Source organism: Pseudoclavibacter helvolus, from assembly GCF_049707175.1.
In the GTDB taxonomy this organism is placed as follows: Bacteria; Actinomycetota; Actinomycetes; order Actinomycetales; family Microbacteriaceae; genus Pseudoclavibacter; species Pseudoclavibacter helvolus_A.
Genome location: NZ_JBNAFM010000013.1, coordinates 101,321 through 126,481 on the forward strand (window position 1 = coordinate 101,321; position 25,161 = coordinate 126,481).

A 25,161-nucleotide genomic window follows, 5' to 3' on the forward strand; every position below is an offset into this window, starting at 1 on the left:
ATCAAGCCCACGGCGACCCGCGGGGCTTGCCCCGCGGGCGACCCTGCCACTCAGAGTGACGTCACGCGGTTTCGCGCACGAAATCGGGCCCTCCCGACTCTGTCGACACTGTGGCTGTGCAGAGACGTTGTCCACAGCGCTGCGAACCGGACCGCTGCGGCGAGTCGCGCCGCGTTCTCCTGGCTTCATGAACGTTCGAAGATCAGACATAGGCGGAATCGCGCCGCAGGCAATCCAGGCAGTCGGGGGTGTCTTCTCGCGCGCCGAGTGGCACGCTGCGGGCTTGACGGAGGCTGAGCTGCGGCGCGCGGTGCGCGAGGGCCAGGTCTCGCGGGTGTGCCGCGGCTGGTACGAGCACGGGGCGAGCAACCTCGACGCGAGTCGCGCGGTTTCGGCTGGCGCGCGGCTGACCTGCGCGAGTGCGCTGCCGCTGCACGGGGCCTGGGATCTTCGTCCCGCGCACCCGCATGTTCGCGTTGGCTTCGGCGCGCGAGGTCATACGGAGCGCCGCCGCGAGGGAGCGGCGGGGTTCGGTGCGTCAGCACGCGGTTTGCTGCTGCATCGTGCGCCCCGCCACCTGGACGCACCTTTGGGCCGGTCGGCGGTCGACGACGTGGAGGTGGCGCTGCGGATGGCGTTCGAGTGTTTGCACCCTCGTGACTTTGCGGTGGTCGGCGACTCGCTGCTGAACCGCGGCCTGGTGAGTGTCGATGTGTTGGAGAGCTTGGCGTCGTCGGTCTCGGCTCGAGCGGCCCGGAAGGTTGCCTTTGTGGACGGCACCGGCATGTCGGGCACGGAGACCCGCATGCGGCTGTGGTTGCGCGGGCGTGGCCACCGCGTTGAGGCGCAGGTGTTCTTCGATTCGGTTGGCTTCGTTGATCTGGTCGTGGATGGCTGGCTGGTCATCGAGTGCGATTCTCGCGAGTTTCATGGCTCGCTTGCGGCGTTCATGACTGACCGGGGTCGTGATTTGTTGTTGGCGTCGATGGGGTTCGTGGTGGTGCGGTTGACGTACGAGCAGGTGATGTCTGAGTGGGCTTCGACTGAGCAGGCGCTTGTCGCGATTTTGGCTCGAGGTCGGCGTGCTCGGGGTCGGGAGTTTGGTCGCGTGGTGCCTCGCCGGGCAGCGTGACGGCCACGAAGCCCACCGCCCCGCGGCCACGAAGCTCGTCGCCCCGCCCGTCATTCCCAGCTGGGGAACGGGTCGCGGTAGTGGCGCCAGCTGCTGGGCCCGTCGAGGAGTTCGCTGTCGGTGAGGGTGCAGTCGTGGAGGACGGCGTCGATGGTGTCGGTGCGGAGGCGGCGTCCGAAGAACGCGAGGGTGGTTCCGAGGGGTGCGTCTGGGTCTGCGCTGACGAGTCCGGAAGCGCCGAGTTGGATGCTGCTGCCGCTGCTTGACCAGTCGCCGACGTGGCTGGTGCGGTTGGCGAGGCGGAAGAGTCCGCGTGATCGTGCGATGAGGCCGACGTGTTCTGGGGTGAGGGCGGCGATGCCGTTGGCGAGGCGTTCTGGGTGGAAGGGGCGGGTGTCGTTGTAGATGTGGCAGTGGATGTGGCTTCGTGTTGGTGGGAAGTGGGTGTGTTCGTCGAGGCGCAGCATCCAGCCGGCGGTGGAGGCGAGTTGGTGGGCGAGGCGGGGGCGGATGGGGCGGAGGTGGGTGCCGAGTCTGGTGGCGGTGGTGGGGGTGGTGAGTGTGGCGGTGGGGTTGAGGTGGTGGATGAGGGTGCAGGTTTCGCTGACGATGCCTGCGGGGTGTGCTTCGGTGGCGGTGAGCACGATGATGCTGGCGAATTCGAGTTGGGCGGCGAGGGTGGCGGAGGTGTCTGCGTCGTCGGGTTGGGGGTGGCCTTCTTGGAGGAGGAGGCGGCGGATGTCGCTGACGCTGGCGACGGTGATGAATTCGCGGGTGCCGATGGTGGTGGAGGGTTCGTGGGGTGTGTCGGCGAGGACGTGGTCGATGGTGAGTCCGATGCTCTGGGTGTCGGCGTCTGCGGAGAGTTCGATGATGACGTTGCCGCGTTTCCCGGTTGCGGCTTGTCTGGCGAGGTCTTCGCCGAGTTCGACGCCGAGTTCGATGGCGTTGGTGTGTTCGTCGCCGTAGTCCTGGATTGGGGTGGGGCCGCTGGGTTCGCCGCAGAGGAGGGCGGTGACGAGGTTGCGTCCGGAGGTGTCGAGTCCGCTGATGAGGGTCATGCCGAGCGAGCTGGTCGCGGTTTGGTTGGTTCGCTGTTCTGGGGTCATGCGAGTAGTCTAATGAGAAAGATTCTCAACAAGAAGGGTTCATCATGAAGGTTCGCAACTCCCTGAAGGCACTGAAGAAGGTGCCGGGCGCGCAGATCGTCCGCCGTCGTGGGCGCGTGTTCGTGATCAACAAGAAGAACCCGCGCATGAAGGCGCGCCAGGGCTAAGGCGGTCGGGCACCGTAGGGATCGGCGAAGTCGGCACGCGAGAAAGGAAGTTCACGGGCATTCCTGAAAGGCCCGACATGCCCTTGTTGGCCGGGATGCACGAATCGCCGAGAAGGCGTGTTTTGGGTCCCCAATACGGTTAGTGTTACCGACCATGGCCGCGGCTCCCTTTCGAATTCTCATCATTGAGGACGATGCCGACGTTGCCGAATTTCTGGCGACCGTGCTCCGCAGGCGCCTGGGGTGCGAGATTCGCGTGCTGGGCGATGCGCTCACCGTGCAGGTCCACGTGCAGGAATTCGTTCCGGATCTTGTGCTGACGGATGTCGAGCTGCCCGGCATGAGCGGACTTGAGGTTCTCGGCCGGCTGCGTGAGATCAGGCCGGATCTGCCGGTGGTTGTCATGACGGCGCATGCTTCGGTGGAGTATGCGGTTCGGGCGCTGCGGGAGCGTGCGGATGAGTTCCTGCAGAAGCCGATTGCGAGCGCGCTGCTGGTGAGTACGGTGCAGCGGCTCGTGGAAGAGGCCCGGGTTCGCCGCGCGTTGACGTCGCAGCGTCGGGTCCTGGCGATCGGTGCTCACCCGGATGATGTCGAGATCGGCGTCGGTGGAACGTTGGCGGCACACGCGGCGGCGGGCGATTCGATCGTGATCCTGACGCTGTCTCGTGGTGGCCGGGGTGGCGATGTGTCCGACCGGCAGCACGAGTCGTTGGCGTCGGCGGATTCGTTGGGCGCTCGCCTGTTCCTCGAGGATCTCACCGATACGGCGATTCCGAATAGTGATCCGACGGTGGGAATCATCGAGCGCGTGATCGCTGAGACTGATCCGAACATTGTGTACACGCATTCCAAGAACGACCGTCATCAGGATCATCGGGCGGTGCATGAGGCGACGCTCGTCGCGAGTCGTCGGGTGGCGACGGTGGCGTGTTATCAGAGTCCGTCGTCGACGATCGATTTCCGGCCGACGAAGTTCGTGACGGTCGATGGTTATACGGAGGCGAAGCTCGGCCTGCTTGCGCGGTTCGCGTCGCAGGCGGGCATCCGCGATTATCTGGAGCCCGACTACGTGCTTTCTGCGGCTCGGTATTGGTCGCGGTTCGGTTCGGGTACGTATAGCGAGCCGCTTGAGGTGATCAGGGATGCGAGCAGTATCGCTCCGGATCGCGGGGCGGGCGAGTTCTCGGCCGCGTCGCATGGCATCACGACCGACGTTGGGGAGACGACGCAGCTATGACGTATCGAGTTCTTGTGACGGGGGCTGGCGGTCCGGCTGGTGTGGCGGTCATCCGTTCGCTGTTGGGGCGTGCTGATGTCGAGGTGTTCGCGGCCGATATGGATGGCTGGGCGAGCGGGCTGTATCTGGTGGAGGCGGCGAGGCGTCGTCTGGTGCCGGCTGGTCTGGCGCCGGAGTTTTGTGATGCGGTGATCGCGCTGATTGCGGCTGACGAGATTGACGTGCTGGTGTCGACGGTGGATGTGGAGCTGCCTGCGCTCGCGGCGCGGCGGGGTGAGCTCGGGGCGGCGCTGGCGGCGCCGTCGGCGGATGCGTTGGCGACGTGTCTCGACAAGTGGCTGTTGGTGCAGGCGTGTGAGCCGCATGCGGCGGTGCCGGCGACGGCGTTGTTGGATGCGGCGGGCGTGGCTCGTGAGTGGTCGTTCCCGGTGATTGTGAAGCCGCGGAGTGGCGCGGGTTCGCGCGGGGTGCATTTGGTGCATTCGCGGGAGGAGCTGGAGGCGAAGGCCTTCGATGAGCGCTTGTTGATTCAGGAGAACCTCCCTGGCGATGAGTTCTCGGTCGACGTGGTGATGGGCGCTGATGGTTCGGCGATCGCGGCGGTGCCTCGTCTTCGCGCGCGCGTGGATTCTGGGGTTGCGGTTGCGGGTCGCACGGTGCGTCGGGCTGAGCTGGAGGAGACGGCTGCGGCGTGTGCTCGCGCGGCGGGCATTGTGGGGGTCGCGAATGTGCAGCTGCGGTATGGCACTGATGGTCGCCCTGCCCTGTTGGAGATCAATCCGCGTTTCTCCGGCGCAATGCCGTTGACGATCGCGGCGGGTGTCGACATGCCGTCGATCGCCGTCGATCTGGCGTTGGGGCTTGAGGTGCCGGAGCGGGTGGAGTTCCGGGAGGTCGCGAATGTGCGCTTCTTGGAGGACGTGTTTTTGCCGTGGCAGGACGTGCTCACTCGTGACTGAGCCGCTGCTGGCCTCGGGCCTTGGGGCGTTGCTGCTCGGCGATTGGCACGTTCATTCCGTGTTTTCGGATGACGCCAGGAGCCCGATGGAGGCGAACGTCCGCGCGGCGGAAGCTCGGGGGCTGGTGCGGATGCGCGCGACCGACCATGTGCGCGTGGATACGCCGTGGGTGCCCGAGTTCGTGGCTGCGGTTGCGTCGGCCAGGCGGTCGACGGGGGTTGAGCTGTTCAGTGGGGTGGAAGCGAAGATTTTGGATGCGCGGGGCACGCTGGATGTGCCGCGCGATTTGCGCGTGGGGCGTGGCGGCGTGGATGGGATCGTGATCGCTGATCATCAGTTCCCCGGTGTGGACGGTCCGTGGTCGCCGACGTCGACGCGGGAGCGTCTCGCGGCGGGGCTTTCGGTGGGGGATGCCTTGGATTTGCTGATCGGCGCGACGGTGGCGGCGATGCACGCGGCGGGCGGCGGCGCGCAGCTCGCGCATCCGTTCTCCATCCTGCCGAAGGTGGGCCTTGACGAGTCTCAGCTCAGCGCTGAGCACTTGCGGGCGTGGGCTGTGGGTGCTCGCGAGACGGGCACTTCCATCGAGGTGAACGAGAAATGGGCGTGCCCGTCTCCAAGGTCGATCGGTGTGGCGTTGGCGGAGGGGGCGACGCTGGTCGCGTCGACGGACAGCCATCATGCCGACGATGTTGGCGTGTACTCGAGGGTGCGCGAGCTGCTGGCGCAGGTTCCCGCGGCGACCGAGTCGCAAGCCCCGCAAACCCCGCAAGCGTCGTCAGCACCCAACGCCCCCCAGGTCGGCTGATGTCGCAGGAGTGGCTGGACACCGGCGGGCTCGTGCTCGCGCTGATCTTCGTGGTCTTCGTCGCGCTTGGCGCGGTGCCGGCGTTCACGATGGCGTACCAGTTCCTGCTGGTGCCGTTCCACGCGAGGTTCAATCACTACGCGAAGGCGGCACCGTATCTGCCGAATGTGGCCGTGGTGGTGCCGGCGTGGAACGAGGGGGCGGTGATCGGCGCGTCGATCGACCGGCTGATGTCGCTCGAGTATCCGCCGGAGCGACTGCGCGTGTACGTCGTGGATGACGCGTCGACGGATGAGACGCCGGATGTGGTGCTCGATCGGGCGGCCAGGTATCCGGGGCGTGTGTTCCATCTTCGTCGCGAGAAGGGTGGCGAGGGCAAGGCGCACACGCTGAATCACGGGCTTCGTCGGGTGCTGAGCGAGGACTGGATGGAGGCGCTCCTCATCATGGACGCCGACGTCATCTACCTGCCGGACTCGATGCGGAAGATGACGCGGCATCTCGCGGACCCCGAGGTGGGGTCGGTGACCGCGTACATCAGCGAGGGCAGTCTGCGGAAGAACTACCTGACGAGGTTCATCTCGTTCGAGTACGTGCTGTCGCAGATCGGCAGCCGTCGGGCGCAGAACGTGCTCGGGGCGCTGGCGTGCCTCGCGGGTGGCGCGCAGCTGCATTCGCGCGAGAACCTCATGGCGATCGGCGGGCAGATCGACACGAGCTCGCTGGCTGAGGACACGGTGACGACGTTCGAGACGCAGCTCGCGGGCCGCAAGGTGGTCTTCGAGCCGCACGCGGTTGTGCTGGCTGAGGAGCCGCGGTTCATCCGCGACCTGTGGAAGCAGCGGCTGCGTTGGGCGCGCGGCAACGTGCAGCTCACGACGCGGTACCGTCATCTCTGGTTCCGGCCGACGCGCAGGCACCGGCTCGGCTCGATCTCCTTCGGCCTGTTCTGGTTCAGCGTGTTCCTGCTGCCGGTGCTGATGCTGCTGTCGTCAGTGGGGCTGATCGGCCTGTATCTGATGGATTCGCCGCTGGCGTCGGTGGTGTTCCGCGCGCTGTGGATCGTGGTCGGCTGCGCGTACGTGTACATCATGCTGTTCGCGGCGCAGCTGGATCCGAAGGCAGGCAGGGTCTCGTGGCGCGAGGTGCTGCTGTTCCCGGGGCTCATCTCGATGATCGTGCTGCTGGCGGCGTTCTTCCCCGGCCTGTTCGAGGAGCGCATCCCGGCCCTCTTCGGCCTTTCGCTCACGCCGGGCGGGTATGACGCGTGGAACCTCGCGATCTTCGCGTGGATCTCGGTGTGCATGGTCGCGGCCTGGGGCATGAAGCTGATCGACGGCACGAGGGTGGGCCGCGTGCTCAACCCGGTGCTGATCTACGTGATCGGCTATGGGCCGATTCTGTGCGCGGTCACGTTCGACGCGTACATCAAGGAGGCCAGGGGCGCGGCCATGACGTGGGACAAGACCGAGAAGAGCGGGCGAGTGCTGTCATGAGAGAGCTTGGTGAGCGGCGGCTGAAGGAGGAGATCGACCGCGATGCGCGGGCGGAGCTCCGACTGTATTGGCAGGCGGCGCTGGCGCTCGCGGGCGTCGTCGTGCTGGTCATTGTCAGAGAGGTGTTCTTCCTGTGAGCGACGCGCCCCTGCATGTGCTGATCGTCGACGACAACGAGGATCAGCGGGAGCTGCTGTGCACGCACTTCAAGAAGGCGGGCTGTTCTGCGTCTGCCGTCGCGAGTCTCGAGGAGGCGCTCGCGAGCATCCGCGCTCGCACGCCGCAGGTGGCGGTGATCGATCTGCTGCTTGGGGTGGAGAGCGGGTGGGATGCGCGGGTCGAGATTCAGGCGCTGGTGCCTGAGGTGGCGATCGTGATCTCGTCGGTGCTGGATGCGTCGGAGTATCCGAGTGCGGATGAGGTGCTGCCGAAGCCGTTTACGCGCGCGGAGGTCAGGGAGCTTGTCGGGCGTCTTCGGGCGAGGCTGCGCTGATGGTGCTCGCCGGAGGAGCGCGAGGACTGCAAGGAGCGCCGGCTCGTGTCGTCATCGCCGACGATGACGATGACATCCGCTTCCTGCTGGAGACGGCGGCGCGGCGGGCCGGGTTCGAGATCGTGGGCTCGGTCGGCGATGGCCGGTCGGCGTTGGAGGCGGCGCTCGAGTGCGAGCCCGAGGTGCTGATCTTGGATGTGTCGATGCCGGGTCTTTCGGGGCTGGAGGTGCTGGCTCGGGTGCGTGCGCAGGAGCGCGGGGACCGGGTGCACATCGTGATCGTGTCGGCGAGTGCGGATGGGGTGGCCCAGCAGGCCGGTGAGGATGCGGGTGCCGACGAGTATCTGACGAAGCCGTTCTCGCTGGCGGGGCTCGTGGCGCGGTTGAAGGCGATCGAGCTGTGATGGTCGCGGCCAAGGTCTGGTTCGGCAGCCTCACGTTCGATTCGACGTCGCCCGCGGTCCGTCAGCTCGCCTCGGTGCTCGGGCTGGTGCTGGCGCTCGGGGCGATCGCCCTGATTCCGGGGGTGCGGGTGACCGATCCCGGTCCGACGTGGACCGGCGTGGTCGCGATCTTCGTGCTCTCCGCGGCTGCGTTCCTGGTGCCGTGGGCTCGTCTCGCGGCTGGGTGGCATTTCGTGCTGCCGATCGCGACGATGCTGGCGCTCGGCCTGTTCCGCGCGGGCACCGGTGGGGCGCAGTCGATGTTCACGTCGCTCATCCTGCTGCCGCTCATCTTCATCGCGGCCGAGCGGGGGCGCAAGGCGATCTGGGTCGCGATCGGCACCTCGGTCGTGACCCTGGCGATGCCGTACCTCGTCGGCACGGCGCCCTGGGACGATCCGCTCATCCTCCGGGTGGTGTTCACGCCGCTGGTGTTCGCGGTGATCGCGAGCATCGTCAACGAGCTGTCGCATCGGGCGCGCGTGCAGGTGGAGGGTGCCCGGCTGCTCGCTGAGGAGCGCGAGCTGCGGCTGAGGGAGGTCGAAGAGAGCGAGCGGGCGCGCGAGATCGCGTCGACCGAGCTCCGGGCGTCGGAGGCGTTCAACCGCAGCGTCTGGAACGCGGCGGTGCATGAGGTCGTGATCGTGACGGAGCTCGACGGGACGATCGTGGCGTGGGGCCCTGGTACGCGCAATCTGCTCGGCCCGAGCTCGAGCGAGGTCGTGGGGTCGAGGAACGTGACGGAGTTCCTGTCGGAGGCGTCGGCGTCGGCGATCGGCGGTGGGGCCGCAGGTGCCGAGCTGCTGCGGCGCCTCGTCGAGCTGGCGGGATGCGCGGAGCAGGCGGGCACGCTCGTCGAGCTGGTGCGCACGAAGGGTGCGCCGATGCCCGCGCTCATGACGTGCTCGCCGCGGAAGACGCCCGAGGGCGACGTGGTCGGCCACATCTTCATCGCGTACGACATGACGCAGGTCAACGAGGCGTCGAGGGTGAAGGACGAGTTTGTCGGCACGATTTCGCACGAGCTGCGGACGCCGCTGAGCTCGATCCTCGGGTATCTGGAGCTGGCGCAGGACGAGGAGAGCGGGGCGCTCAACGACGAGCAGCGGCACTACCTCGAGGTTGCTGAGCGCAACGCGAACCGCTTGCTCTCGCTGGTCGGCGACCTGCTTTTCGTGGCGCAGGTCGACGCAGGCAAGGTGCCGATGGAGATCGCGCCGGTGAAATTACACGACGTCGTTCGGCTGTCGATCGAGACGGCGGTGCCGTCGGCGTCGGCCGCGTCGGTGCAGCTGGTCGGCGATGAGGCGGGTGCCGAGGTGGTGCTCGGCGGCGATGCGATGCGGCTGGGGCAGGCCGTCGACAACCTCATCTCGAACGCCGTGAAGTTCACGCCCGCGGGTGGCACGGTGCGTGTGGGGCTGCGCCTCGAGGGCAACGAGGTGGTCGTCTCGGTGAGCGACACGGGCATGGGCATTCCCGAGGCGGAGATGTCGCGGCTGTTCACGAAGTTCTTCCGGGCGACGACGGCGACGAAGCAGGCGGTGCCCGGGGTCGGCCTGGGGTTGAACATCACGTTGGCGATCGTGAAGGCTCACGGCGGGCGCCTTGACGCGTCGAGCACCGTTGGTGAGGGGACGACCTTCGAGATTCGTCTGCCGGCGCCGGAACCTGCCAGACTGGTGGAGGAGCCTGCCTGAGCGGGCCGCCGTCACCGCCTTCCTGAGGAGAATCACCATGACTGTGCTCATCACCGGCGGCGCCGGCTACATCGGCGCCCACGTGCTCGCGGCGCTTGAGGCTCGGGGCGACAAGGCTGTCGTCGTCGATGATCTGACGACGGGCACTCCGGAGAAGGTGGGTGCGACGCCGCATTTCGACTTCGACATCTCGACGACCGGTGCGGCGGATGCGCTGGCCGACATCATGCAGGCGCTCGAGGTGACCAGCGTCATCCACTTCGCCGCGAAGAAGCAGGTGGGGGAGTCGGTCGCCAAGCCCGCATGGTACTACCAGCAGAACATGGGCGGGCTCGCCAACGTGCTCGAGGCCATGCAGCGTGCGGGCGTGAGGAGCCTCGTCTTCTCGTCGTCGGCCGCGGTCTACGGTCTCGGTACCGGGTCGGACGAGCCGATTCGCGAAGACGACGTCAAGAACCCCATCAACCCGTACGGGCAGACGAAGCTCGCTGGCGAGTGGCTCGTGCAGGCGGCGGCGAAGGCGGCGGGCATCAGCGCGGTCTCGCTGCGCTACTTCAACGTCGCGGGCGCCGGCAGCGATGAGCTGGCCGACCGCTTCGCGTTGAACCTGGTGCCGATGATCTTCGAGAAGCTTGCCGAGGGCAAGGCGCCGCTGGTGTTCGGTGACGACTACCCGACGCCTGACGGCACGTGCGTGCGCGACTACGTGCACGTCGTCGATCTCGCCGATGCGCACCTCGCGGTGCTCGACGCGATCGCCGCGGGCACGCCGGTGTCGACCGAGTACAACGTGGGTCGCGGCGAGGGCTACTCGGTGTTCGAGGTGGTGGATGCGGTGCGTCGCGCGAGCGGGCAGCAGTTCGAGGTCGAGGTGGCCGCGCGCCGCCCGGGCGACCCCGCGCTGCTGGTGGCTGACGCATCCCGGATCAAGGGCGAGCTGGGGTGGGCAGCCAAGTACTCGCTCGACGACATGGTCGAGTCGGCCTGGTCGGGCTTCGAGCGCAACGGCGCCCCGGTCAAGGCGTAGGGGCGGGCGTAGGAGCAGACGCTGGGGCTGCCGCTGGCCGGCGCTGGCGCCCTCTCGGGAAGACGAAGAGGGCGTCGCCGGCGGGCCAGCGGCGCAGCCAGCAGAAGAGGTAGCTGAGGCTCATCGCGACGACGGTGTTGATGATGAGCATCCAGGTGGGGTCGATCATGCCCCAGTCGCCGAGCCATGAGGTGATCATGATCTGCGCCGGGTAGTGCACGACGTAGAAGACCACGGAGTTGCGTCCGATGTACTGCAGCCAGCGGGCAGTGTCGCCGTCGCGGCCGCGCTGCAAGCCCGTGAGGCGGCGGGTGATCATCATGATGGCGGCGACGCCGGCGAGCACGATGGGGATCCACACGAGCTCGTAGCGGTCGATGAGACGGACTGCGGCGGTGAGCGAGGTGTCTCCGGGCGCTGTCGTGCTCGAGTTGGACACCCACTGGAGAGCGCCGTCGAGGCCGAAGTAGGTGCCGCGCGTCTGCCCGATGAGCAGCGTGCCGAACGCTGCGGCGATCCCCGCGCATCCGATGAGCAGCGGCCAGCTCTCGATGCGCGCGAGCCGGCTCCGGTATTGGGCGACGAGGTGGCCGGCGAAGAAGAACCCGCCGTAGTAGGCGAGGTCGCCCCAGAGGTCGACGGAGCCGAGGCCGCGGGCCGAGAGCACAGCGCTGAGCCACCAGAGCGTCAGTGGGACTGCGGCGAACCAGGGGCCGCGGATGCGGGTGAGCAGCGGGGCGGCGAGGTAGTAGATGGCGAGGTAGAAGATGAACCACAGCCAGCTGAGGGCGACCCAGTTGCCGGGGTCGGTCCAGCCGTCTTGCATGGTGACGAGCCAGTACACGGTGCCCCACAGCAGGTAGGGCCAGGCGAGGGCCCGCAGCTTGCCCGTGTAGTAGGCGGGGCCGGTCTTGGCGAGGGAGCGGCCGAGGAGCATGCCGGAGAGCAGCAGGAGGGTGCTCATGCGGTAGGGCGCGAAGAACGTGTTGAGGTCGTTGATGAGTGCGGTCGGCTCGACTCCGGTGAGGAAGATCGGGATGGCGCTGGCGTGGAAGGTGACGACGAGCAGGATGGCGGCGCCGCGGACGAGGTCCATCCAGTGCTCGCGTCGTCTCGCGGGGGCGGCGCTGGAACCGGGGGTCACATCTGTAGAGACGCGGGGGGCCGGTTGCTCGGTGCGTGCTGGTGTGGTCATCGTGATCTCAGGTGGTGCGCTGGGTTGTGTTCGCGGCGCGCGAGCCGGTTCCGCTCACCTCGGGAAGGTGAACAGGGCATCCACGACGCGGCTGCGGCGGCGTAGGGCAACAGCGCCGAACGATACGGCAAGTGCGGCGATGATGCACGTGCCGAGGTACACGGGCTGGGCGCTGACGCCCCACGCGGCGAGCAGTTTGACGACCACGATCTGCAGTGGGTAGTGGATGAGGTAGAACGCGATCGAGTTGCGGCCGATGTACTGCAGGAGGCGCGAGAGGGCGGGCTGCTGGCCGTCGCCGGTGGCGCCGCGGATGCGTCTGGCGAGGAGCATGGTGCCGGCGATCCCGGCGAGCACGATGGGTACCCAGACGAGGTCGAAGCGTTGGATGTCGCCGTCGTCGTTGGTGCCGGGAGCGGCGGGGCTGGTGAGGGTGAGTCCGTGTTCCTGGAACACGGTGAGGAGCGCGAAGAGGGAGCTTCCGGCGAGGAGGAGCACCATGGCGGGTGCGGTGTCGAGGCGGCGGAGCACGTGTCGGTTCTGGGCGATGAGGTGGCCGGTGAAGAAGAATCCGCCGTAGTAGCTGAGGTCGAAGAGCGTGCCTTCTGGGGCGACCGTGCTGAGCAGCCAGAGCGCGATGGGTACGGCGGCGAACCAGGGGTTCGGGATGCGCGTCAGCAGTGGTGCGGCGACGTAGTAGGCGAAGAGGCAGAGGATGAACCACAGCCAGCTGCGGGTGGCCCAGCCGTCTGGGCGCATCCACTCGGTGGGGTTCTCGGTGGCGATCCAGAAGATGACGAGCCACACGACGTAGGGCCAGGCGAGGGTGCGGAGCTTGCTGGCGTAGTAGCGACCGGGTGGTTTGGCGACCGCGAGGGGGAGGAGGAGGCCGGAGAGCAGCATGAGCGAGGTCATGCGGAACGGTGCGAAGTAGAGGGTGATGTCGTCGATGACGGTGCCTGGCGCGATGTCGGCGATGTGCATCGGGACATCGATGGCGTGGTTGGCGATGACGAGCAGAATGGCGGCGCCGCGGATCACGTCGATCCAGCGTTCGCGTTGACGTGGGAGGGTCGCGGATGCGCGTGGTGCCGAGTCGTGCGTTGCCATGCGTTCCCCCTTCCGCCGTGTCTCGACGCTACACTTGTCCACTTTTTGGGCTTAGACATGGCGAATTTGCGCGAATTTGAAACCTCTTCCAGGGCTAAATCCCGCGGATGTGCGCGTGTCGGAAACGTCTTCGGTTCCCCGGGGAGTACAAGGTGTCGCGCCGGGCCGGTACGATCACTGGGAAATGAAAACACGCAACCAGAGTGCGCGTCGTTGGCCCCAGCTGACACTGCTCGTGGTCGTGGCTCTGGCTGCGGTCGCGTTGGTGGCTCTGGCGTTCATGCCTCGAGAGGTCCCTGCGGGGGCCGGCGCTGACCCAGTACTGACAATCTCCAGCTCGGAGGATGCCGCTTCGGCGACGAACTCCGCTGGTGCTCCATCTGCTTCGGCTCCGTCGGCGACCCCAGCGGGTACCGGCCTGACGGTCGCGTTCATCGGCGACTCGTACACGGAGGGTGTCGGCGCGAGCGATCCGTCGCTGCGCTGGACCACGCTGCTCGCGGCGGCGAACGGTTGGGAAGAGCTGAACCTCGGCGTCAGTGGCGCGAGCTACGGCCAGGGGCTGGACGAGTGGAACTCGTACGCGCTTCAGGTCGAAGAGGCCATCGCGGCGCAGCCAGATGTGGTGATCGTCTCGGGCGGTCTGAACATGTCGGAGCTCGACCAGGAGCTTGGCGTCGAGTCGGTCTTCACCGATCTTCGTGCCGGGCTGCCGGATGCGCGCATCCTGGCGGTCTCACCGTTCTGGGTCGCGACGGCGTACCCGACCCAGCTCACTCTGACGTCCAACCTCATCAAGTCGGATGTTGCCGCAGTCGGCGGGCAGTACCTCGACGTGGGTCACCTCTTCGAGGATGAGTTCCAGTACTTCGAGCTCGATGGTCTGCACCCGGACGACGCGGGTCACCAGCTCATCGCGAACGCTGTGGACGCGGGCCTGCCCGTGGAAATCGGCGGCTGATCAGCGTTCTGAGCCAGCGTGTGCCCGATCTGCGACTGATTCGGCACATTTCACGAATTTACAGCCCAATAACATGACACCAGTAGTATGAGGCCGGGCTTGCCCCAGCTTGCCTGAGATACCCCCTGCGCTCCGAACCGCGAGCCACCCGTTTCGTGCCTGCCGCGAAAGCGGCAGCGGCACGAGCGCGAGAGACACACGGACGGACCTTTATGGAACTGCGCGACTACCTGCGAATCCTGCACAAGAACTGGATCATCATCTTGATCTGCATGCTGGCGGGTGTGGCATCAGGGGCTGGTATCTCGATTCTGATGACGCCGAAGTATGAGTCCACGTCGGAGCTCTATGTTTCGGTGCGATCTTCGGACAGTGCCGTCGCGCAGGACATCGCTTCTGGCACCACTTTCGCTCGGCAGGCCGTTCAGTCCTATACGAACATCGTGAGCAAAGAGATCGTCACGTCTCGTGTGATCACGGAGTTGGGTCTTGAGATGAGCCCCCAGGACCTGGCGAACAAGATCAGCGCGACGAATGAGCTCAACACAGTCGTCATCCAGATCACCGTCGAAGACGAAGACCCAGCGCGCGCCGCATCGATCGCCAATTCTGTCGCCTCCAACTTCGTGGACGTCATCGTCAACGAGCTCGAGAAGCCGGAAGGGACCGCCCCGAGTCTCGTCAAGATCGAGCCGGTCCAATCTGCTCAGGTCCCCAGCGAGCCGACGAGTCCTCGCGTGCCGCTCAACATCGTCATTGGCGCCGTCGTAGGGCTCGCGCTCGGGCTCGGTATTGCAGTACTCCGGCAGTTCGTTGACACGCGGATCCGCAGCACGCACGACATCTCGCAGATCACGGACCGTCCCATCGTTGGAACGATCGCCTACGATGCCGATGCAGGAAAGCGTCCATTGATCGTGCACGAGGATCCGAAGAATCCCAAGGCCGAGTCGTACCGTGCGCTCCGCACGAACCTTCGTTTCATGGACATCGAAAACACTCGCCATAGCTTCGTGGTGACGAGTTCATTGCCGTCCGAAGGTAAGAGCACGACTTCGGCGAACATCGCGATCGCTCTTGCAGAGCAGGGCGCGAAGGTCGTCCTCGTCGACGGCGACCTCCGCAAGCCGAAGGTCGCGACGACCATGGGCATCGACGGTTCGGTTGGTTTGACCGACCTCCTGAGCGGCCGCGCCGAGCCGAAGGACGTCCTGCAGCGGTGGGGTCGAGGACGTCTCTACGTGCTCCCCGCAGGACGCATCCCACCAAATCCGAGCGAGCTCCTCGGATCGCACACGATGCAGCAGGTCCACGACCAGTTGCTCGCGGAGCACGACTACGTGATCATCGACGCGCCCCCGCTGCTTCTCGTTACCGACGGTGCAGTTCTGAGCGAGCTCGCCCACGGCACGCTCCTAGTCGTGGCGAGTGGGCAGACGCCGCGCTCAGCGCTCGCAGGGGCAGTGGCCCAGCTTGAGGGGATTGGCTCGGAAGTTTCTGGCATCGTCGTCACGAAGGTGCCAACCAAGGGACCAGATTCTTACGCATACGGCTCGTACGGTGCGTACGGCGCCTACTACGGGACAGACGACGCAGGGAACCCTACGACCGAGTACCGGAAGATCGGAACTGGTCAGATGCCTATCGTCACTAGCGCGCGGCAGAAGCGCGGCGGTTCCAGGTAATCCGAGGCTTGTACCTCGTCCCATGTTCGTCGAACGGCCCTCTACCCCAGACAGGTGTCGCAATGCGTGAAACCGAGACAGGTCGACCTCGCGTCAGTGTGGTCTACGTGGCCTACCGCACTCCGTCTGCTCTCCTCAACACGAGCCTGTCGAGTGTCAGCGTTGCAGCTGAGCGTGCTGATGTGGACCTCGAGGTCCTGGTCGCTGATAACGGCGGTCTTGACCGGGAGGCTATCTCCTCAGCCGCGAAAGTGATCGGGGACGGCAAGAACCTGGGTTTCGGCGAGGCGGTGAACGCTAGCGTCGCGCAGGCTGAGGGAGACTTTGTTCTCCTCATGAATCCAGATTCCACGCTCGACGCCGACGCACTCTCTCTTCTTCTCGCAGAGGCAGGTGTCCAGGCCGGACCGCAGCTGTTCAACTCGCTGCTCCTCAATGGGGACAGGGCTCAAATCCATGCCTACAACCTCTGGTGGACATCAACTTCGCTTTTCCTGAAGAAGAGGAAATTTGCGAGGACGCTTGAAGGCTGGCGCGACGCTGCTAGGCCCGTTCAGGTTCCCCGCCTCTGCGGCGCCGGTCTCTTTGGCCGCCGCGATGTCCTCGTGAAGCTCGGGCCATTTGACGAATCGTTCTTCCTCTACGGCGAAGATGTTGACCTTTCCTTGCGTGCTAAACGTGCCGGCGTCGGACTGACGCTAGTGCCGAAGAGCATCATTCGACACGACGCGGGTGGTTCATCGGAGGGGTCGTCGGGGCTCGTCCAGGCAGCGCGCACAGACGCGCACCTCCGGCTCCTTGCCAGGCACCAGCCGTACGCGCTCTCGTTGCTCGGTCGGCTCGAGCACACCGCGGTCACGCTGCTCGGTGTCCTGACCAAGGTTCGTCAGCCCAAGCACGCGGCAGATCGCGCGCGCCGGCTCCGGGAGGTGGCCCGATGGGGCTTCCATCGCGACCGTCGGCGCTTCGATCCGACGGCGCACTCCGATCATTCCGGAGCCCGCGCCGCATGAGGTTCTTCCGCAAGTTGAAGCGGGTCCTTGATACACCGATTGCGATGAGTATGGGGCGTGCACTCACGGCGATCCTCTCACTCGTGACGGCGCCGATCATTGCACAGGCCATCGGCACGGAAGGGCGTGGCCTGACGGGCGCGGCGCTCGCGGCCGTCCAGATCACCGGGATTGCCATAGGCATGGGAGTTCCGCTCGCCGTCCGTCGGAGGTCGGTCGATGCGGACCCGGCGACGCTCGCATCACTGGTCAAGACCGCACGGTTGTTCGGCTGGCTGACCGTGCTCCCCGCCCTCGGGATTGGGGTGCTGTGCCATCTGTTCTTCTTTGGCGAGCTCAGCACCACGGACTCAGCGATGTTCCTGGTCGCGATGGCAAGCAGCTGCCTGACCGTGCTGTGGACCACGGACCTCAACGTCTTCGTCGCCGAGCGGAGATATTTCCGAATGGTCTGCCTCGTCAGCATTCAGTCAGTCGCATACTTCATCGGCGTCATGATCTTCTGGCTGACCGGACATCTGACCGTTGGAACTGTGCTGCTCTGCTTCGCGGCCGGAACAGTCGCGGCCTTCGTGCTCGGTCGCAGCTGGATGAGCGTCAGAGGCGGACAAATTCGAGAGTTCTGGTCTGTTGTCCGCGAGGGCTTCACAATGTGGGGCAGCCAGCTCGCTGAAATGGCCAGCTATCGTCTCGACCAGCTCCTCGTGCTACCGGTTATTGGCGCTTCAGCAACCGGCATCTACTCGGTTGCATCGACTATTGGCATGCTTCCCTTCAGTCTTGCGGTCGCCCTCGGGGCCTCAGTATTTCAGTCGTTCGCGCGCACGAAAGACAAGGCACTCATTTCCGGCGCCATCCGCCAGATCACGGTCATCGTGGTGGTAGTTGCCCTGGGGCTTGCCCTCGTCTCGATCTGGCTGATTCCAGGTCTCTTCGGTGAGGACTTCCGCGATTCGGTGGTCGTCAGCTGGATCACTTTGTTCGGATGCGTCTTCATCGCCATGAACTACATCGCCGTCTCGGCGCTCATCGCGCAGCGCAGGGGAAAAGCGATGACGGCCATGCAGGTCGTTGGTCTCGCCATCGGAATCGGTCTCATGTACCCGATGGGAAGCGCCTTCGGCGCGCAAGGTGCCGCATGGGCGGCTGTGATCGGGTACGCGACCACTTTCGCGCTCGCCCTCGTCAGCCTGCGCATCCCTCCCCTCGACATCGTCCCTCGGCCGCGTGATCTCCCTCTCGCGGTCCGGGCCTTCTTGCAGAGAGGCTCTTCATGACCGAACACGCCGATCGTGCTCGCATCGTGGTTCACATCGCGGAGAGCTACGCAGGTGGGGTGATGTCCGCCATCCACGACTACCGCCGCAACGCACCGGAGGTCAGTCACCACCTCCTCTACGCGACCCGGCAGGACGCGCCGCTTGATGCCTCCTCGCTTCAAGGTTTCGAGTCCGTGACGAAGTTCCCGCCCGGACACCTCGCGCGCATCCGCGCAGTCAGAGCGATGCGACGACGATTCCCCACTGCGGTCCTGCACGCGCACTCGAGCTACGCCGGCGTCTACGTTCGGCTCGCGGTGCGCGCCAGTAGCCACCGGCCGATCGCTTACACGCCCCACTGCTATGCCTTCGAGCGTCGCGACGTTTCCGGCCTTGTCAGGAAAGTCTTCTTCGGTGCCGAAGCGATCCTCGCATTGAACACTTCGGTCTTCGCGGCCTGCTCTAGGCGAGAGCTCGCGCTGTCGGATTGGCCGTTGAGCAGAGCCTCGCGCTATTACGTCCCCAATGTGCCTCCGCAGGACTCGGCGGCACCCGACGCATCCGGCCGAACCGAGGACGGTCCGCTCACTCTTGTAGGGTCCGGGAGATTCGGGGCGCAGAAGGACCCGGAGTTCTTCGCTCGCGCGGTGCGCTCACTGAGGGAACAGGGCCGAGAGCTGCGGGCACTCTGGATCGGTGGGGGAGACAAACCGGAGCTGCAAGCGGCTATGTCTGACGCAGATGTCGAAGTCACTGGATGGCTTCCGCGCGAAGAGGTGCTCCGCCGTATGCTGTCAGCTGACGTGTACCTGCACTCCGCCAGTTGGGAGGGGTTCCCCGTAGGAGTACTAGAGGTGGCAGCGCTGCGCGTGCCGACGATCGTTCGCGACATCACGGCGTTCCAGGGCGTCAGCGTTCCGCTCATGATCACCCAGCCGAACGAGATCCTGACGATCTGGGATCGGCTCTCAGACAGCGAGTACCGCGAGCGGGTGGCGGATGAGCTCGACGAAGCTCTCGCGGACTGCACCGACACCCACCAGCAGATCGCGCTCCAACGCGTCTATTCGACCGCGACACGGTAAGGCGAAGGAAGATACATGACACGAGTACTGGTTTCAGGGCGAGTCCTTGATCGGCAAGTCGGAGGCAACACGCGCTACGCGCGGACCGTGTACTCCGGTCTCCGTAGGCACGGCATCGATTACACGATCGGACGCCCCGCAGGGTCGGGTTCTAGACTGAGGCCGGTCTCTTACGCTGTCTGGGAGGGGCTCATCTTGCCAACGTCGAAGCTCGAGCAGTTTGATGTGCTCCACTACCCGGTTGACACCGGTGCACTCGTCCCGAGCAGAATCCCGGTGGTCGCGACGATTCAGGGACTGGCAACTCTGCACGTCGACAACGTGCGAAGCCCCGCGGCCGATCTCTTGTGGCGGACTCGGGTGACCCGCCTTGCGGAACTGGCTGACCGGATCATCACGGGCTCCGAATCGTCTGCAGCGGATATCGTCACTGTCGCGCCTGGGTCCGCGTCGAAGATCGTGACGATTCCTCACGGCATCGACCACAGCAAGTTCAGCCCGGAGCGAGGACCCGACGACGACGCCGAACTCGCGGCCGCCGGAATCGACGGGCCCTATTTCCTGTACCTGGGCAATCTCGACCCCAGGAAGAACATCATCGAGTTGGCTAAGGCAGCTGAGCGAGTCTTCGAGCAGACAGGCATCCCGCTCATCGTCGCCGGAGCTGCCGCTTGGGATAGCGATGAGATCGTCGAAGTCGTCCAGAACACCAAGGGCGTCCGGTACCTCGGGCGTGTTTCCGAGGCGCTGTTGCTGCCGTTGCTTCGCAACGCACTCGCCTTCTGCTTCCCCTCCAAGTACGAGGGCTTCGGTTTCCCGGTTGTAGAGGCGATGGCCTGCGGCACTCCCGTCATCTGCAGCCACGAAGGGTCGCTGCGGGAGGTAGCCGCAGATGCTGCGCTCATTGTGGAGGGTCTGGGGCGCGAAGATATCGAGCGATCTATGCTCCGGGTCGCGACCGAACCTGGCCTCGCAGATGAGCTTCGCGCAAAAGGTTTGCGCAACGCGCAGCGCTTCCAGTGGGAGGAATCGATCGCCGCGCACGCGAACGTTCTGAAAGAGACTGCGCGGTGAGAGTCGTCCTGACGCACGGCTATAGCGTCACCAACTCAGGCGACGGTCTCCTGGTCGAAGAAGCTGCGGCACTCGTTCGAGAGGCTTTCCCTGGCGCTGAGATCAACCTTGTCGCCAACGATCCCGAGAGCTTTCGTGACCAGGATCTCGGACGGGCCGTGCACCCGCTTCTTGGGGATGAGGAAGGCAGCTCCCTTCGACAGGTCAAGCTCGGTCTCAAGACGCTCTCCAAGGGCCGGTTGCGCAGTGATGTCGCGGGTCTCATCGACCGTGCGGACCTCGTGGTCGCCGTTGGCGGAGGGTACCTTCGGTCCAAGACTCCACTAGAGGCCTTCAAGATGGTTCTAACGCACTACGTCCAGTTGCCGGCTCGGCAGCGGACGGTTCCGTACATCTATCTCTCCCAGAGCATCGGCCCTCTGCGCTTCGGTACCCTCGAACCCACGAGGCGACGCCTGGGTAATGCATCGCTGGTGTGCGTGCGCGACGATCGAAGCCTCGCCCTCCTGTCCTCGCTGCAGAACGTGCAGCGAACGCCGGATCTCGCGCTGCTTGGTCTCCCTGACGAGTGGCGTCCCGAGGACGTAGCTCAGGTGCGACCCAACGCGAAGGTCGGCCTGGTCGCCCGCGCGCTGAGTGGTAGTCGATCAAGAGTGCGAAAGTACGACGAACGGATTCGCGACCTCGCCTCGGCGGATGGCATTGAGCTCCTCGCACAGGCTACAGCGCGCGGCAATGACGACCCCGCGTACTATCGCGGTCTGGGATTCGATCGGGAGTTCAGGAGCCTGAGGGCCGGGGTCTCCAAGACCTCCAGCGACCGGGTTGCCGTCACGGTCTCCGTACGTCTGCACGGCGCGCTCCAGAGCGTCCGACTTGGTGTTCCCAGTGTGCACCTGAGTTACGAGCGCAAGGGGTTCGGAGCCTACGACGATCTCGGTCTTTCGCGCTTCGTGCACAACGCGTACGATTTCGACCCCGAAGCGGTCCGTGCTCAGGTCTCCGAGTTGCGTGAGGACCCGACGACGTACTGGGATGCAGTCGCCCATGCAACCGCGACGCTACGCGACCGACGTCAGACCCTCGTCGATACCTTGAGAGGTTTCAAGCCATGAGTCACGAACCACAGAACGCCCGACCGCTGCGGGTGCTGCTGCTCCGCGCGGACCCGACGTCGCCGAATCTCGGCGTTCGCGTGCTTGCTGAAGGTATGACTGCGCTGTCCAGGCGTGCGTGGGGAGCGGACACCGTCGTGCATGTTCAGAACTACGACGGCGGAGACACCGGCGTGAGCTTCAACAAGGCCGCGGTCGTCAGGGACGCGCTCCGTTTGGGGCGCGGGCCGATCGGCGCGACCTTCCGCCGCTATGATGTCGTCGCCGATGTCGGAGGCGGCGACAGTTTCACTGACATCTACGGACTCCGGCGTTTGGGCCTGTTGCTGTACACACAAGCGGCGAGTCAGCGTGCTGGGGTGCCCACGATCCTCGCGCCGCAGACGATCGGGCCGTTCACACGCTGGATTCCACGCACCCTCGCCGCGCGCTCCATGAAGCGAATGGCGCTGGTGCTCGCTCGCGACAACGCGAGCGAGCAGGAGGCGGCACAGCTCGGACGGCCAGCTGACCTATCAGCGACGGATGTCGTCTTCGCACTTCCCGTTCCGGCGGTCGCCCGAACCCGTGACGTCGTGGTGAATCCCTCCGGACTTCTCTGGCGTGACAATCACCATGTCGATGCATCGAAGTACCGGGACTCGGTTCGCGGCCTCGTCGCCCGCCTTCTTGCCGACGGCCGGGCGGTCTCGCTCATGCCACACGTTCTAGATAGCGCCAGTGCGGACAACGACTGGCCCGTTGTCACTGAACTGGCAAGCGAGTTCCCGGATGCCGTGGTCGAGCGGCCGACGTCGATAGCGGATGTCCGCGACATCGCGGCCTCAGCTAACCTGCTCATCGGCGCGCGAATGCACGCATGCTTGAACGCGATCTCCGTGGGAACACCCGCCCTTCCCTGGGCGTACTCCCGGAAGTTCGCGCCCCTGCTCGGAGATATTGGGTGGGACCACGTCGTCGATCTAAGGACGGAGGCCGATCCAGTATCTGCCACCTACGAGATCCTCGAACGAGTCGGAGATCCCTCGCTGAAGAACGAAGCAGGTGCTGTGCGCGCCCGCGCCGAGGCTCGCCTCGAGGAAGTCGTCCGCGCATTGCGCGGCGTGACGCAGAGCTCGCACTCGTGAGCAGTCCGCTGGGCCGGGCCGTCGAGCGGGTCGTGCAGAACGGCAACTGCTCCGGATGCGGCGGCTGCACCCTCGTCTCGGGCGATGTCTCGATGGAGCTTCGCGGGGACGGCTGGATGCGCCCGCGAGTGCAGGACGCCGGTGCGAGCGGTCGCGAAGAGGCACAGATCTTCAAGAAAATCTGTCCTGGCGTCGTCATGACGCGTGCTGATCGAGGAATGCGTCGCGATCATGCGACGTTCGGCTCATACATCACCAGTTGGCGGGCGCAGGCTGCAGATCCCGAGGTCAGAGAGAACGGGAGTAGCGCAGGTGTACTGACTGCGCTTTCGCAGTTCCTCGTGGAGACTGGTCACGCGGAGACAGTGGCAGCAGCGGGGGCGAACCCGGCTGCGCCGACGCGCACGGTGCCCGTACGCATCCAATCACGCGCCGAAGCGCTCGCTGCCGGCGGCTCACGCTACGCGCCGGTCTCCGTACTCGCCGGTGCACCGAGCTCGGGCCCAGTCGGCGCCGTTTCAGGTAAGCCCTGTGAGATCTCAGCGATGCGTCGGTTCTCAGAGCTTGCTGGCGGTGAGGCTCAGACCCCGTTTCTGCTCTCGTTCTTCTGCGCGGGTACCCCGAGCCAGCGAGCAACGAACGCACTCATCACCAAACTGGGGGTGGATCCGAGCGAGGCGACGTCACTTCGATATCGAGGTAACGGCTGGCCCGGGCGCTTCTCCGCGGAAAGCCCAAAGAGTTCTGGCTCGCTTTCCTACGAGGACTCATGGGGAAAGCATCTGGGCCGCGACCTGCAGTGGCGCTGCAAGATCTGTCCGGATGGGACAGGCGAAGATGCCGACGTCGCCGTTGGAGATTTCTGGGAAGCTGATGAGCTCGGCTATCCGGTCTTCGAGGAGACCCAAGGATCCTCGGTGGCCATCGCGAGGACGGAGCGTGGGCAGACGTTGCTCTTGGCGGCAGCAGAGGCCGGGTATTTGGTCCTCGAGGAGGTCTCACTCGACGACGTTGCACGAATTCAACCTTTGCAGGTGAACCGCAAACAGACTCTCGCGGCTCGCCTGGCAGCGCGCGTTATCGCAGGCAACCGCATTCCCAATTACCGCGGCTACGGAATGGTCGCGCGGGCGATCCGCGACCCGCGCACCTCGGCCAAGGCATTCGCGCGCACTTTCGTGAAGGCCCGTGTGCGGGGAGCCAATCAATGACCACGCAGCCTTTCAGGGTTAAAAGCGCTCCGGAGGAGAAACCGCCGAAGCTCCCTTCCGGTCTTGCGGAAAAGCTCATGTACTTCGCCATCGTATTGATGCCCTTTCAGCAGGCCTTTACGATCCCCGTCGGTTTCCCATTGAAATTCAGTGAGATATTCGGCGCACTGGCGCTGATCCTATTCCTTGTAGAGCGCAGGACGACAGTCCACCGTTTCGCCGGCGCCGGCCTCCTAGCCGTGTTCGCGCTCTTGCTGACTGCATCGACGATCGTGAACCTCATAGAGCCGCTCGCTCCATACCCGTTCGACGGGTACGAACGCGGCTTGACCTTCGACATACTCCAGTACTTCGGTCTCGGCGCGTTTGTGCTCCTCTTGGCCTGGCAAGCAGGCACACGTCTTGGCCCGGACTGGATCGCGCGTGGAGTCAACATCGCGATCAAGTTGGCTGCGCTCTACTGCTTCGTCCAGCTTGCGCTCGGCTTGGTCGGCCAGGCGCAACTCCTTGCCGCGGTTCAGGGTGTCACGCAGGTCGGCACTACCTTCGGTACCTCGGTAGTTCGTAACGGTCCATTCCTCGAAGGTAACCTCCTCGGCTTCTTCGCAGGTTTGGCCCTCTTCACCGGTATGCGGCTCAAGGATCGCGTCGCGGTCTGGACTGCGATCGCAACCCTGCTCTTCTCGCAGTCGACATCCGCATACTTGAGCCTCGCAGCAGGTGGTCTACTTCTCCTCGTAGTTCGCCCATCCACGCGCGTAGCGACCGCCGGAGGAGCATTGGGCTTCCTCGCCATCGCCACTTACACGTTCGTCCCGGCAGTCAGCCGGTTCGTGAATATGCAACTGGGAAAGCTAGGTCTAGGCGACACGAATGGCTTCTCCGCGAATATTGAGTTCTCCATGCGTGCGCGGTCCACGAACATCGAGACCGGGTTCGGCATTGCCTCGCAGAATCCGTTCGTGGGAGTTGGGCCTGGGCGCTACGGATATTGGTACCGGGATCACACTGATTTCAGTGACTTGCCGGTGGGTTTCGCTCTGGCTCTCAAGCGACCGCTCGCTAATAATGCCTACGTGCAGATCATGTCCGAACTGGGGTTCTTCGCGGCGATCGTCTTCGTCATTTTCCTCGTATACCTCCTATGGCGCGTTCGTCGCTCGGATCGTTCGTACCTGGCCATGGGCATCTTCGTAGTGGTGGCGCTCAATACGAGCCCCGCTTGGACGTTCATCCCGATCTGGATCGCGATCGCGTACCTGGCATCGGTCAAAGCAGACGTTGTCGTCGACCCGGAGCCCCTACGGCGGAAACCAGGGCTGCAGGCAAAGTACAGACCCCTGGTGCGGCCCGTCCGCCGATGAACTGATCCACCTGTCGTCAGTGGTCTCTTACCTCACGCCGCTGGAGGCGCTTGCGAAGCTGCATGGCCGGCCGCTCAACGTACGTCCAGGAGAGCCAAGCGACCGGCAGCGTCAGGATGACGGCGAGGGTCGCGGCTCCTAAGGGTCCTAGCCAGGCGATGCCAACAATGGACATGAGCTGCTGGATAGGGAACGACCAGATATACAGGCCATACGACAAGTCCGTGCGTGAACCGAGGCGTATCGGGAGGGTTGCTCCGAGGGCCAGCATCAGATAGGCGAACGGCAGCTGTGCAAAGTAGTCCGCTAGCTGTATTGACCCGTGAGGTTGTGAACACGGTCTGAGGGGCGTTGGCCGCCGATCCCGGTGTGGGGTCTGTGGTGATTG

General features: G+C 65.2%; 25 protein-coding genes. 21 read left to right on the plus strand and 4 right to left on the minus strand.

All coding sequences use genetic code 11. The features are described 5' to 3' along the window. Nucleotides 1–187 precede the first annotated feature (187 nt). Nucleotides 188–1,132 carry a type IV toxin-antitoxin system AbiEi family antitoxin domain-containing protein gene (locus ACPYN9_RS11875; protein ID WP_424466736.1) on the plus strand — a complete coding sequence of 315 codons (945 nt, stop codon included), beginning with the start codon at nucleotides 188–190 and terminating at the stop codon, nucleotides 1,130–1,132. A 50-nt stretch (nucleotides 1,133–1,182) separates the two neighbouring features. Here the strand turns inward: ACPYN9_RS11875 and ACPYN9_RS11880 are convergent, their stop codons facing one another. Then, nucleotides 1,183–2,241 carry a GTP-binding protein gene (locus tag ACPYN9_RS11880; RefSeq protein WP_424466737.1) on the minus strand — a complete coding sequence of 353 codons (1,059 nt, stop codon included), beginning with the start codon at nucleotides 2,239–2,241 and terminating at the stop codon, nucleotides 1,183–1,185. A 44-nt stretch (nucleotides 2,242–2,285) separates the two neighbouring features. On the opposite strand from ACPYN9_RS11880, the gene ykgO reads away from it, so the two are divergent. The 10 genes from ykgO to galE all read left to right on the plus strand — a co-directional run bounded on the left by ykgO (nucleotide 2,286) and on the right by galE (nucleotide 10,574). Next, nucleotides 2,286–2,408, plus strand: coding sequence for a type B 50S ribosomal protein L36 (ykgO, locus tag ACPYN9_RS11885; RefSeq protein WP_104240281.1), 123 nt, complete (start codon nucleotides 2,286–2,288; stop codon nucleotides 2,406–2,408). A gap of 154 nt (nucleotides 2,409–2,562) precedes the next feature. Further along, the gene (locus tag ACPYN9_RS11890) at nucleotides 2,563–3,648 is read left to right on the plus strand and encodes a response regulator (protein WP_424466738.1); all 1,086 of its coding nucleotides are present in this window, start codon (nucleotides 2,563–2,565) and stop codon (nucleotides 3,646–3,648) included. Further along, nucleotides 3,645–4,607 carry an ATP-grasp domain-containing protein gene (locus ACPYN9_RS11895; protein WP_424466739.1) on the plus strand — a complete coding sequence of 321 codons (963 nt, stop codon included), beginning with the start codon at nucleotides 3,645–3,647 and terminating at the stop codon, nucleotides 4,605–4,607. The genes ACPYN9_RS11890 and ACPYN9_RS11895 overlap by 4 nt, the downstream gene beginning before the upstream one ends. Continuing rightward, on the plus strand, nucleotides 4,600–5,415 hold the full coding sequence (locus ACPYN9_RS11900; protein WP_424466740.1) for a PHP domain-containing protein: 816 nt from the start codon (nucleotides 4,600–4,602) through the stop codon (nucleotides 5,413–5,415). The genes ACPYN9_RS11895 and ACPYN9_RS11900 overlap by 8 nt, the downstream gene beginning before the upstream one ends. Next, nucleotides 5,415–6,911, plus strand: coding sequence for a glycosyltransferase (locus ACPYN9_RS11905; protein ID WP_424466741.1), 1,497 nt, complete (start codon nucleotides 5,415–5,417; stop codon nucleotides 6,909–6,911). Before ACPYN9_RS11900 ends, ACPYN9_RS11905 begins: the two co-directional genes overlap by 1 nt. Continuing rightward, entirely contained in the window at nucleotides 6,908–7,048 is a 141-nt protein-coding gene (locus tag ACPYN9_RS11910) for a hypothetical protein (RefSeq protein WP_424466742.1), read from the plus strand. The genes ACPYN9_RS11905 and ACPYN9_RS11910 overlap by 4 nt, the downstream gene beginning before the upstream one ends. Beyond that, nucleotides 7,045–7,404: a response regulator gene (locus ACPYN9_RS11915; RefSeq protein WP_424466743.1), complete on the plus strand. Its 360-nt coding sequence runs from the start codon at nucleotides 7,045–7,047 to the stop codon at nucleotides 7,402–7,404. Before ACPYN9_RS11910 ends, ACPYN9_RS11915 begins: the two co-directional genes overlap by 4 nt. Further along, entirely contained in the window at nucleotides 7,404–7,808 is a 405-nt protein-coding gene (locus tag ACPYN9_RS11920) for a response regulator transcription factor (protein ID WP_424466744.1), read from the plus strand. Before ACPYN9_RS11915 ends, ACPYN9_RS11920 begins: the two co-directional genes overlap by 1 nt. Beyond that, nucleotides 7,808–9,547: an ATP-binding protein gene (locus ACPYN9_RS11925; protein WP_424466745.1), complete on the plus strand. Its 1,740-nt coding sequence runs from the start codon at nucleotides 7,808–7,810 to the stop codon at nucleotides 9,545–9,547. The genes ACPYN9_RS11920 and ACPYN9_RS11925 overlap by 1 nt, the downstream gene beginning before the upstream one ends. Before the next feature lie 37 nt (nucleotides 9,548–9,584). After that, nucleotides 9,585–10,574 (plus strand): UDP-glucose 4-epimerase GalE, encoded by a 990-nt coding sequence (galE, locus tag ACPYN9_RS11930; RefSeq protein WP_424466746.1) that lies wholly within the window; start codon nucleotides 9,585–9,587, stop codon nucleotides 10,572–10,574. Here galE and ACPYN9_RS11935 read toward each other — a convergent pair. Then, nucleotides 10,564–11,769, minus strand: coding sequence for an acyltransferase (locus tag ACPYN9_RS11935; RefSeq protein WP_424466747.1), 1,206 nt, complete (start codon nucleotides 11,767–11,769; stop codon nucleotides 10,564–10,566). The two genes, galE and ACPYN9_RS11935, sit on opposite strands and share 11 nt — an antisense overlap. 54 nt (nucleotides 11,770–11,823) lie before the next feature. Continuing rightward, nucleotides 11,824–12,879 carry an acyltransferase family protein gene (locus ACPYN9_RS11940; protein ID WP_424466748.1) on the minus strand — a complete coding sequence of 352 codons (1,056 nt, stop codon included), beginning with the start codon at nucleotides 12,877–12,879 and terminating at the stop codon, nucleotides 11,824–11,826. A gap of 184 nt (nucleotides 12,880–13,063) precedes the next feature. Between ACPYN9_RS11940 and ACPYN9_RS11945 the strand changes: the two genes are divergently transcribed. From ACPYN9_RS11945 to ACPYN9_RS11990, 10 genes are all read left to right on the plus strand, one after another. After that, nucleotides 13,064–13,840 (plus strand): SGNH/GDSL hydrolase family protein, encoded by a 777-nt coding sequence (locus tag ACPYN9_RS11945; RefSeq protein ID WP_424466749.1) that lies wholly within the window; start codon nucleotides 13,064–13,066, stop codon nucleotides 13,838–13,840. 212 nt (nucleotides 13,841–14,052) lie between these two features. Further along, nucleotides 14,053–15,525, plus strand: a complete 1,473-nt coding sequence (locus ACPYN9_RS11950; RefSeq protein ID WP_424466750.1) for a polysaccharide biosynthesis tyrosine autokinase — start codon at nucleotides 14,053–14,055, stop codon at nucleotides 15,523–15,525. 62 nt (nucleotides 15,526–15,587) lie between these two features. After that, the gene (locus ACPYN9_RS11955; RefSeq protein WP_424466751.1) at nucleotides 15,588–16,538 is read left to right on the plus strand and encodes a glycosyltransferase family 2 protein; all 951 of its coding nucleotides are present in this window, start codon (nucleotides 15,588–15,590) and stop codon (nucleotides 16,536–16,538) included. After that, nucleotides 16,535–17,815, plus strand: a complete 1,281-nt coding sequence (locus ACPYN9_RS11960; protein ID WP_424466752.1) for an oligosaccharide flippase family protein — start codon at nucleotides 16,535–16,537, stop codon at nucleotides 17,813–17,815. Before ACPYN9_RS11955 ends, ACPYN9_RS11960 begins: the two co-directional genes overlap by 4 nt. Then, complete coding sequence (locus tag ACPYN9_RS11965) at nucleotides 17,812–18,882, plus strand: glycosyltransferase (protein WP_424466753.1); 1,071 nt, start codon at nucleotides 17,812–17,814, stop codon at nucleotides 18,880–18,882. Before ACPYN9_RS11960 ends, ACPYN9_RS11965 begins: the two co-directional genes overlap by 4 nt. A gap of 15 nt (nucleotides 18,883–18,897) precedes the next feature. Then, nucleotides 18,898–19,956: a glycosyltransferase family 4 protein gene (locus tag ACPYN9_RS11970; protein ID WP_424466754.1), complete on the plus strand. Its 1,059-nt coding sequence runs from the start codon at nucleotides 18,898–18,900 to the stop codon at nucleotides 19,954–19,956. After that, entirely contained in the window at nucleotides 19,953–21,071 is a 1,119-nt protein-coding gene (locus ACPYN9_RS11975; protein ID WP_424466755.1) for a polysaccharide pyruvyl transferase family protein, read from the plus strand. Before ACPYN9_RS11970 ends, ACPYN9_RS11975 begins: the two co-directional genes overlap by 4 nt. After that, on the plus strand, nucleotides 21,068–22,198 hold the full coding sequence (locus tag ACPYN9_RS11980) for a polysaccharide pyruvyl transferase family protein (protein ID WP_424466756.1): 1,131 nt from the start codon (nucleotides 21,068–21,070) through the stop codon (nucleotides 22,196–22,198). The genes ACPYN9_RS11975 and ACPYN9_RS11980 overlap by 4 nt, the downstream gene beginning before the upstream one ends. Then, a complete protein-coding gene (locus ACPYN9_RS11985) occupies nucleotides 22,195–23,409 on the plus strand; it encodes a Coenzyme F420 hydrogenase/dehydrogenase, beta subunit C-terminal domain (protein WP_424466757.1) in 1,215 nt (404 codons plus the stop codon). Before ACPYN9_RS11980 ends, ACPYN9_RS11985 begins: the two co-directional genes overlap by 4 nt. Next, a complete protein-coding gene (locus ACPYN9_RS11990) occupies nucleotides 23,406–24,773 on the plus strand; it encodes an O-antigen ligase family protein (protein WP_424466758.1) in 1,368 nt (455 codons plus the stop codon). The genes ACPYN9_RS11985 and ACPYN9_RS11990 overlap by 4 nt, the downstream gene beginning before the upstream one ends. A gap of 16 nt (nucleotides 24,774–24,789) precedes the next feature. Here ACPYN9_RS11990 and ACPYN9_RS11995 read toward each other — a convergent pair whose 3' ends face one another. Beyond that, entirely contained in the window at nucleotides 24,790–24,948 is a 159-nt protein-coding gene (locus ACPYN9_RS11995) for a hypothetical protein (protein ID WP_424466759.1), read from the minus strand. Between the last annotated feature and the right edge of the window lie 213 nt (nucleotides 24,949–25,161).

Excerpts from the sequence above, each read along its gene's own strand:
- ACPYN9_RS11875 (WP_424466736.1), top strand. The coding sequence starts at position 188 with ATGAACGTTCGAAGATCAGACATAGGCGGAATCGCGCCGCAGGCAATC.
- ACPYN9_RS11880 (WP_424466737.1), bottom strand. The coding sequence starts at position 2,241 with ATGACCCCAGAACAGCGAACCAACCAAACCGCGACCAGCTCGCTCGGC.
- ykgO (WP_104240281.1), top strand. The coding sequence starts at position 2,286 with ATGAAGGTTCGCAACTCCCTGAAGGCACTGAAGAAGGTGCCGGGCGCG.
- ACPYN9_RS11890 (WP_424466738.1), top strand. The coding sequence starts at position 2,563 with ATGGCCGCGGCTCCCTTTCGAATTCTCATCATTGAGGACGATGCCGAC.
- ACPYN9_RS11895 (WP_424466739.1), top strand. The coding sequence starts at position 3,645 with ATGACGTATCGAGTTCTTGTGACGGGGGCTGGCGGTCCGGCTGGTGTG.
- ACPYN9_RS11905 (WP_424466741.1), top strand. The coding sequence starts at position 5,415 with ATGTCGCAGGAGTGGCTGGACACCGGCGGGCTCGTGCTCGCGCTGATC.
- ACPYN9_RS11910 (WP_424466742.1), top strand. The coding sequence starts at position 6,908 with ATGAGAGAGCTTGGTGAGCGGCGGCTGAAGGAGGAGATCGACCGCGAT.
- ACPYN9_RS11920 (WP_424466744.1), top strand. The coding sequence starts at position 7,404 with ATGGTGCTCGCCGGAGGAGCGCGAGGACTGCAAGGAGCGCCGGCTCGT.
- ACPYN9_RS11925 (WP_424466745.1), top strand. The coding sequence starts at position 7,808 with ATGGTCGCGGCCAAGGTCTGGTTCGGCAGCCTCACGTTCGATTCGACG.
- galE (WP_424466746.1), top strand. The coding sequence starts at position 9,585 with ATGACTGTGCTCATCACCGGCGGCGCCGGCTACATCGGCGCCCACGTG.
- ACPYN9_RS11935 (WP_424466747.1), bottom strand. The coding sequence starts at position 11,769 with ATGACCACACCAGCACGCACCGAGCAACCGGCCCCCCGCGTCTCTACA.
- ACPYN9_RS11940 (WP_424466748.1), bottom strand. The coding sequence starts at position 12,879 with ATGGCAACGCACGACTCGGCACCACGCGCATCCGCGACCCTCCCACGT.
- ACPYN9_RS11945 (WP_424466749.1), top strand. The coding sequence starts at position 13,064 with ATGAAAACACGCAACCAGAGTGCGCGTCGTTGGCCCCAGCTGACACTG.
- ACPYN9_RS11950 (WP_424466750.1), top strand. The coding sequence starts at position 14,053 with ATGGAACTGCGCGACTACCTGCGAATCCTGCACAAGAACTGGATCATC.
- ACPYN9_RS11955 (WP_424466751.1), top strand. The coding sequence starts at position 15,588 with ATGCGTGAAACCGAGACAGGTCGACCTCGCGTCAGTGTGGTCTACGTG.
- ACPYN9_RS11960 (WP_424466752.1), top strand. The coding sequence starts at position 16,535 with ATGAGGTTCTTCCGCAAGTTGAAGCGGGTCCTTGATACACCGATTGCG.
- ACPYN9_RS11965 (WP_424466753.1), top strand. The coding sequence starts at position 17,812 with ATGACCGAACACGCCGATCGTGCTCGCATCGTGGTTCACATCGCGGAG.
- ACPYN9_RS11970 (WP_424466754.1), top strand. The coding sequence starts at position 18,898 with ATGACACGAGTACTGGTTTCAGGGCGAGTCCTTGATCGGCAAGTCGGA.
- ACPYN9_RS11980 (WP_424466756.1), top strand. The coding sequence starts at position 21,068 with ATGAGTCACGAACCACAGAACGCCCGACCGCTGCGGGTGCTGCTGCTC.
- ACPYN9_RS11990 (WP_424466758.1), top strand. The coding sequence starts at position 23,406 with ATGACCACGCAGCCTTTCAGGGTTAAAAGCGCTCCGGAGGAGAAACCG.
- ACPYN9_RS11995 (WP_424466759.1), bottom strand. The coding sequence starts at position 24,948 with ATGTCCATTGTTGGCATCGCCTGGCTAGGACCCTTAGGAGCCGCGACC.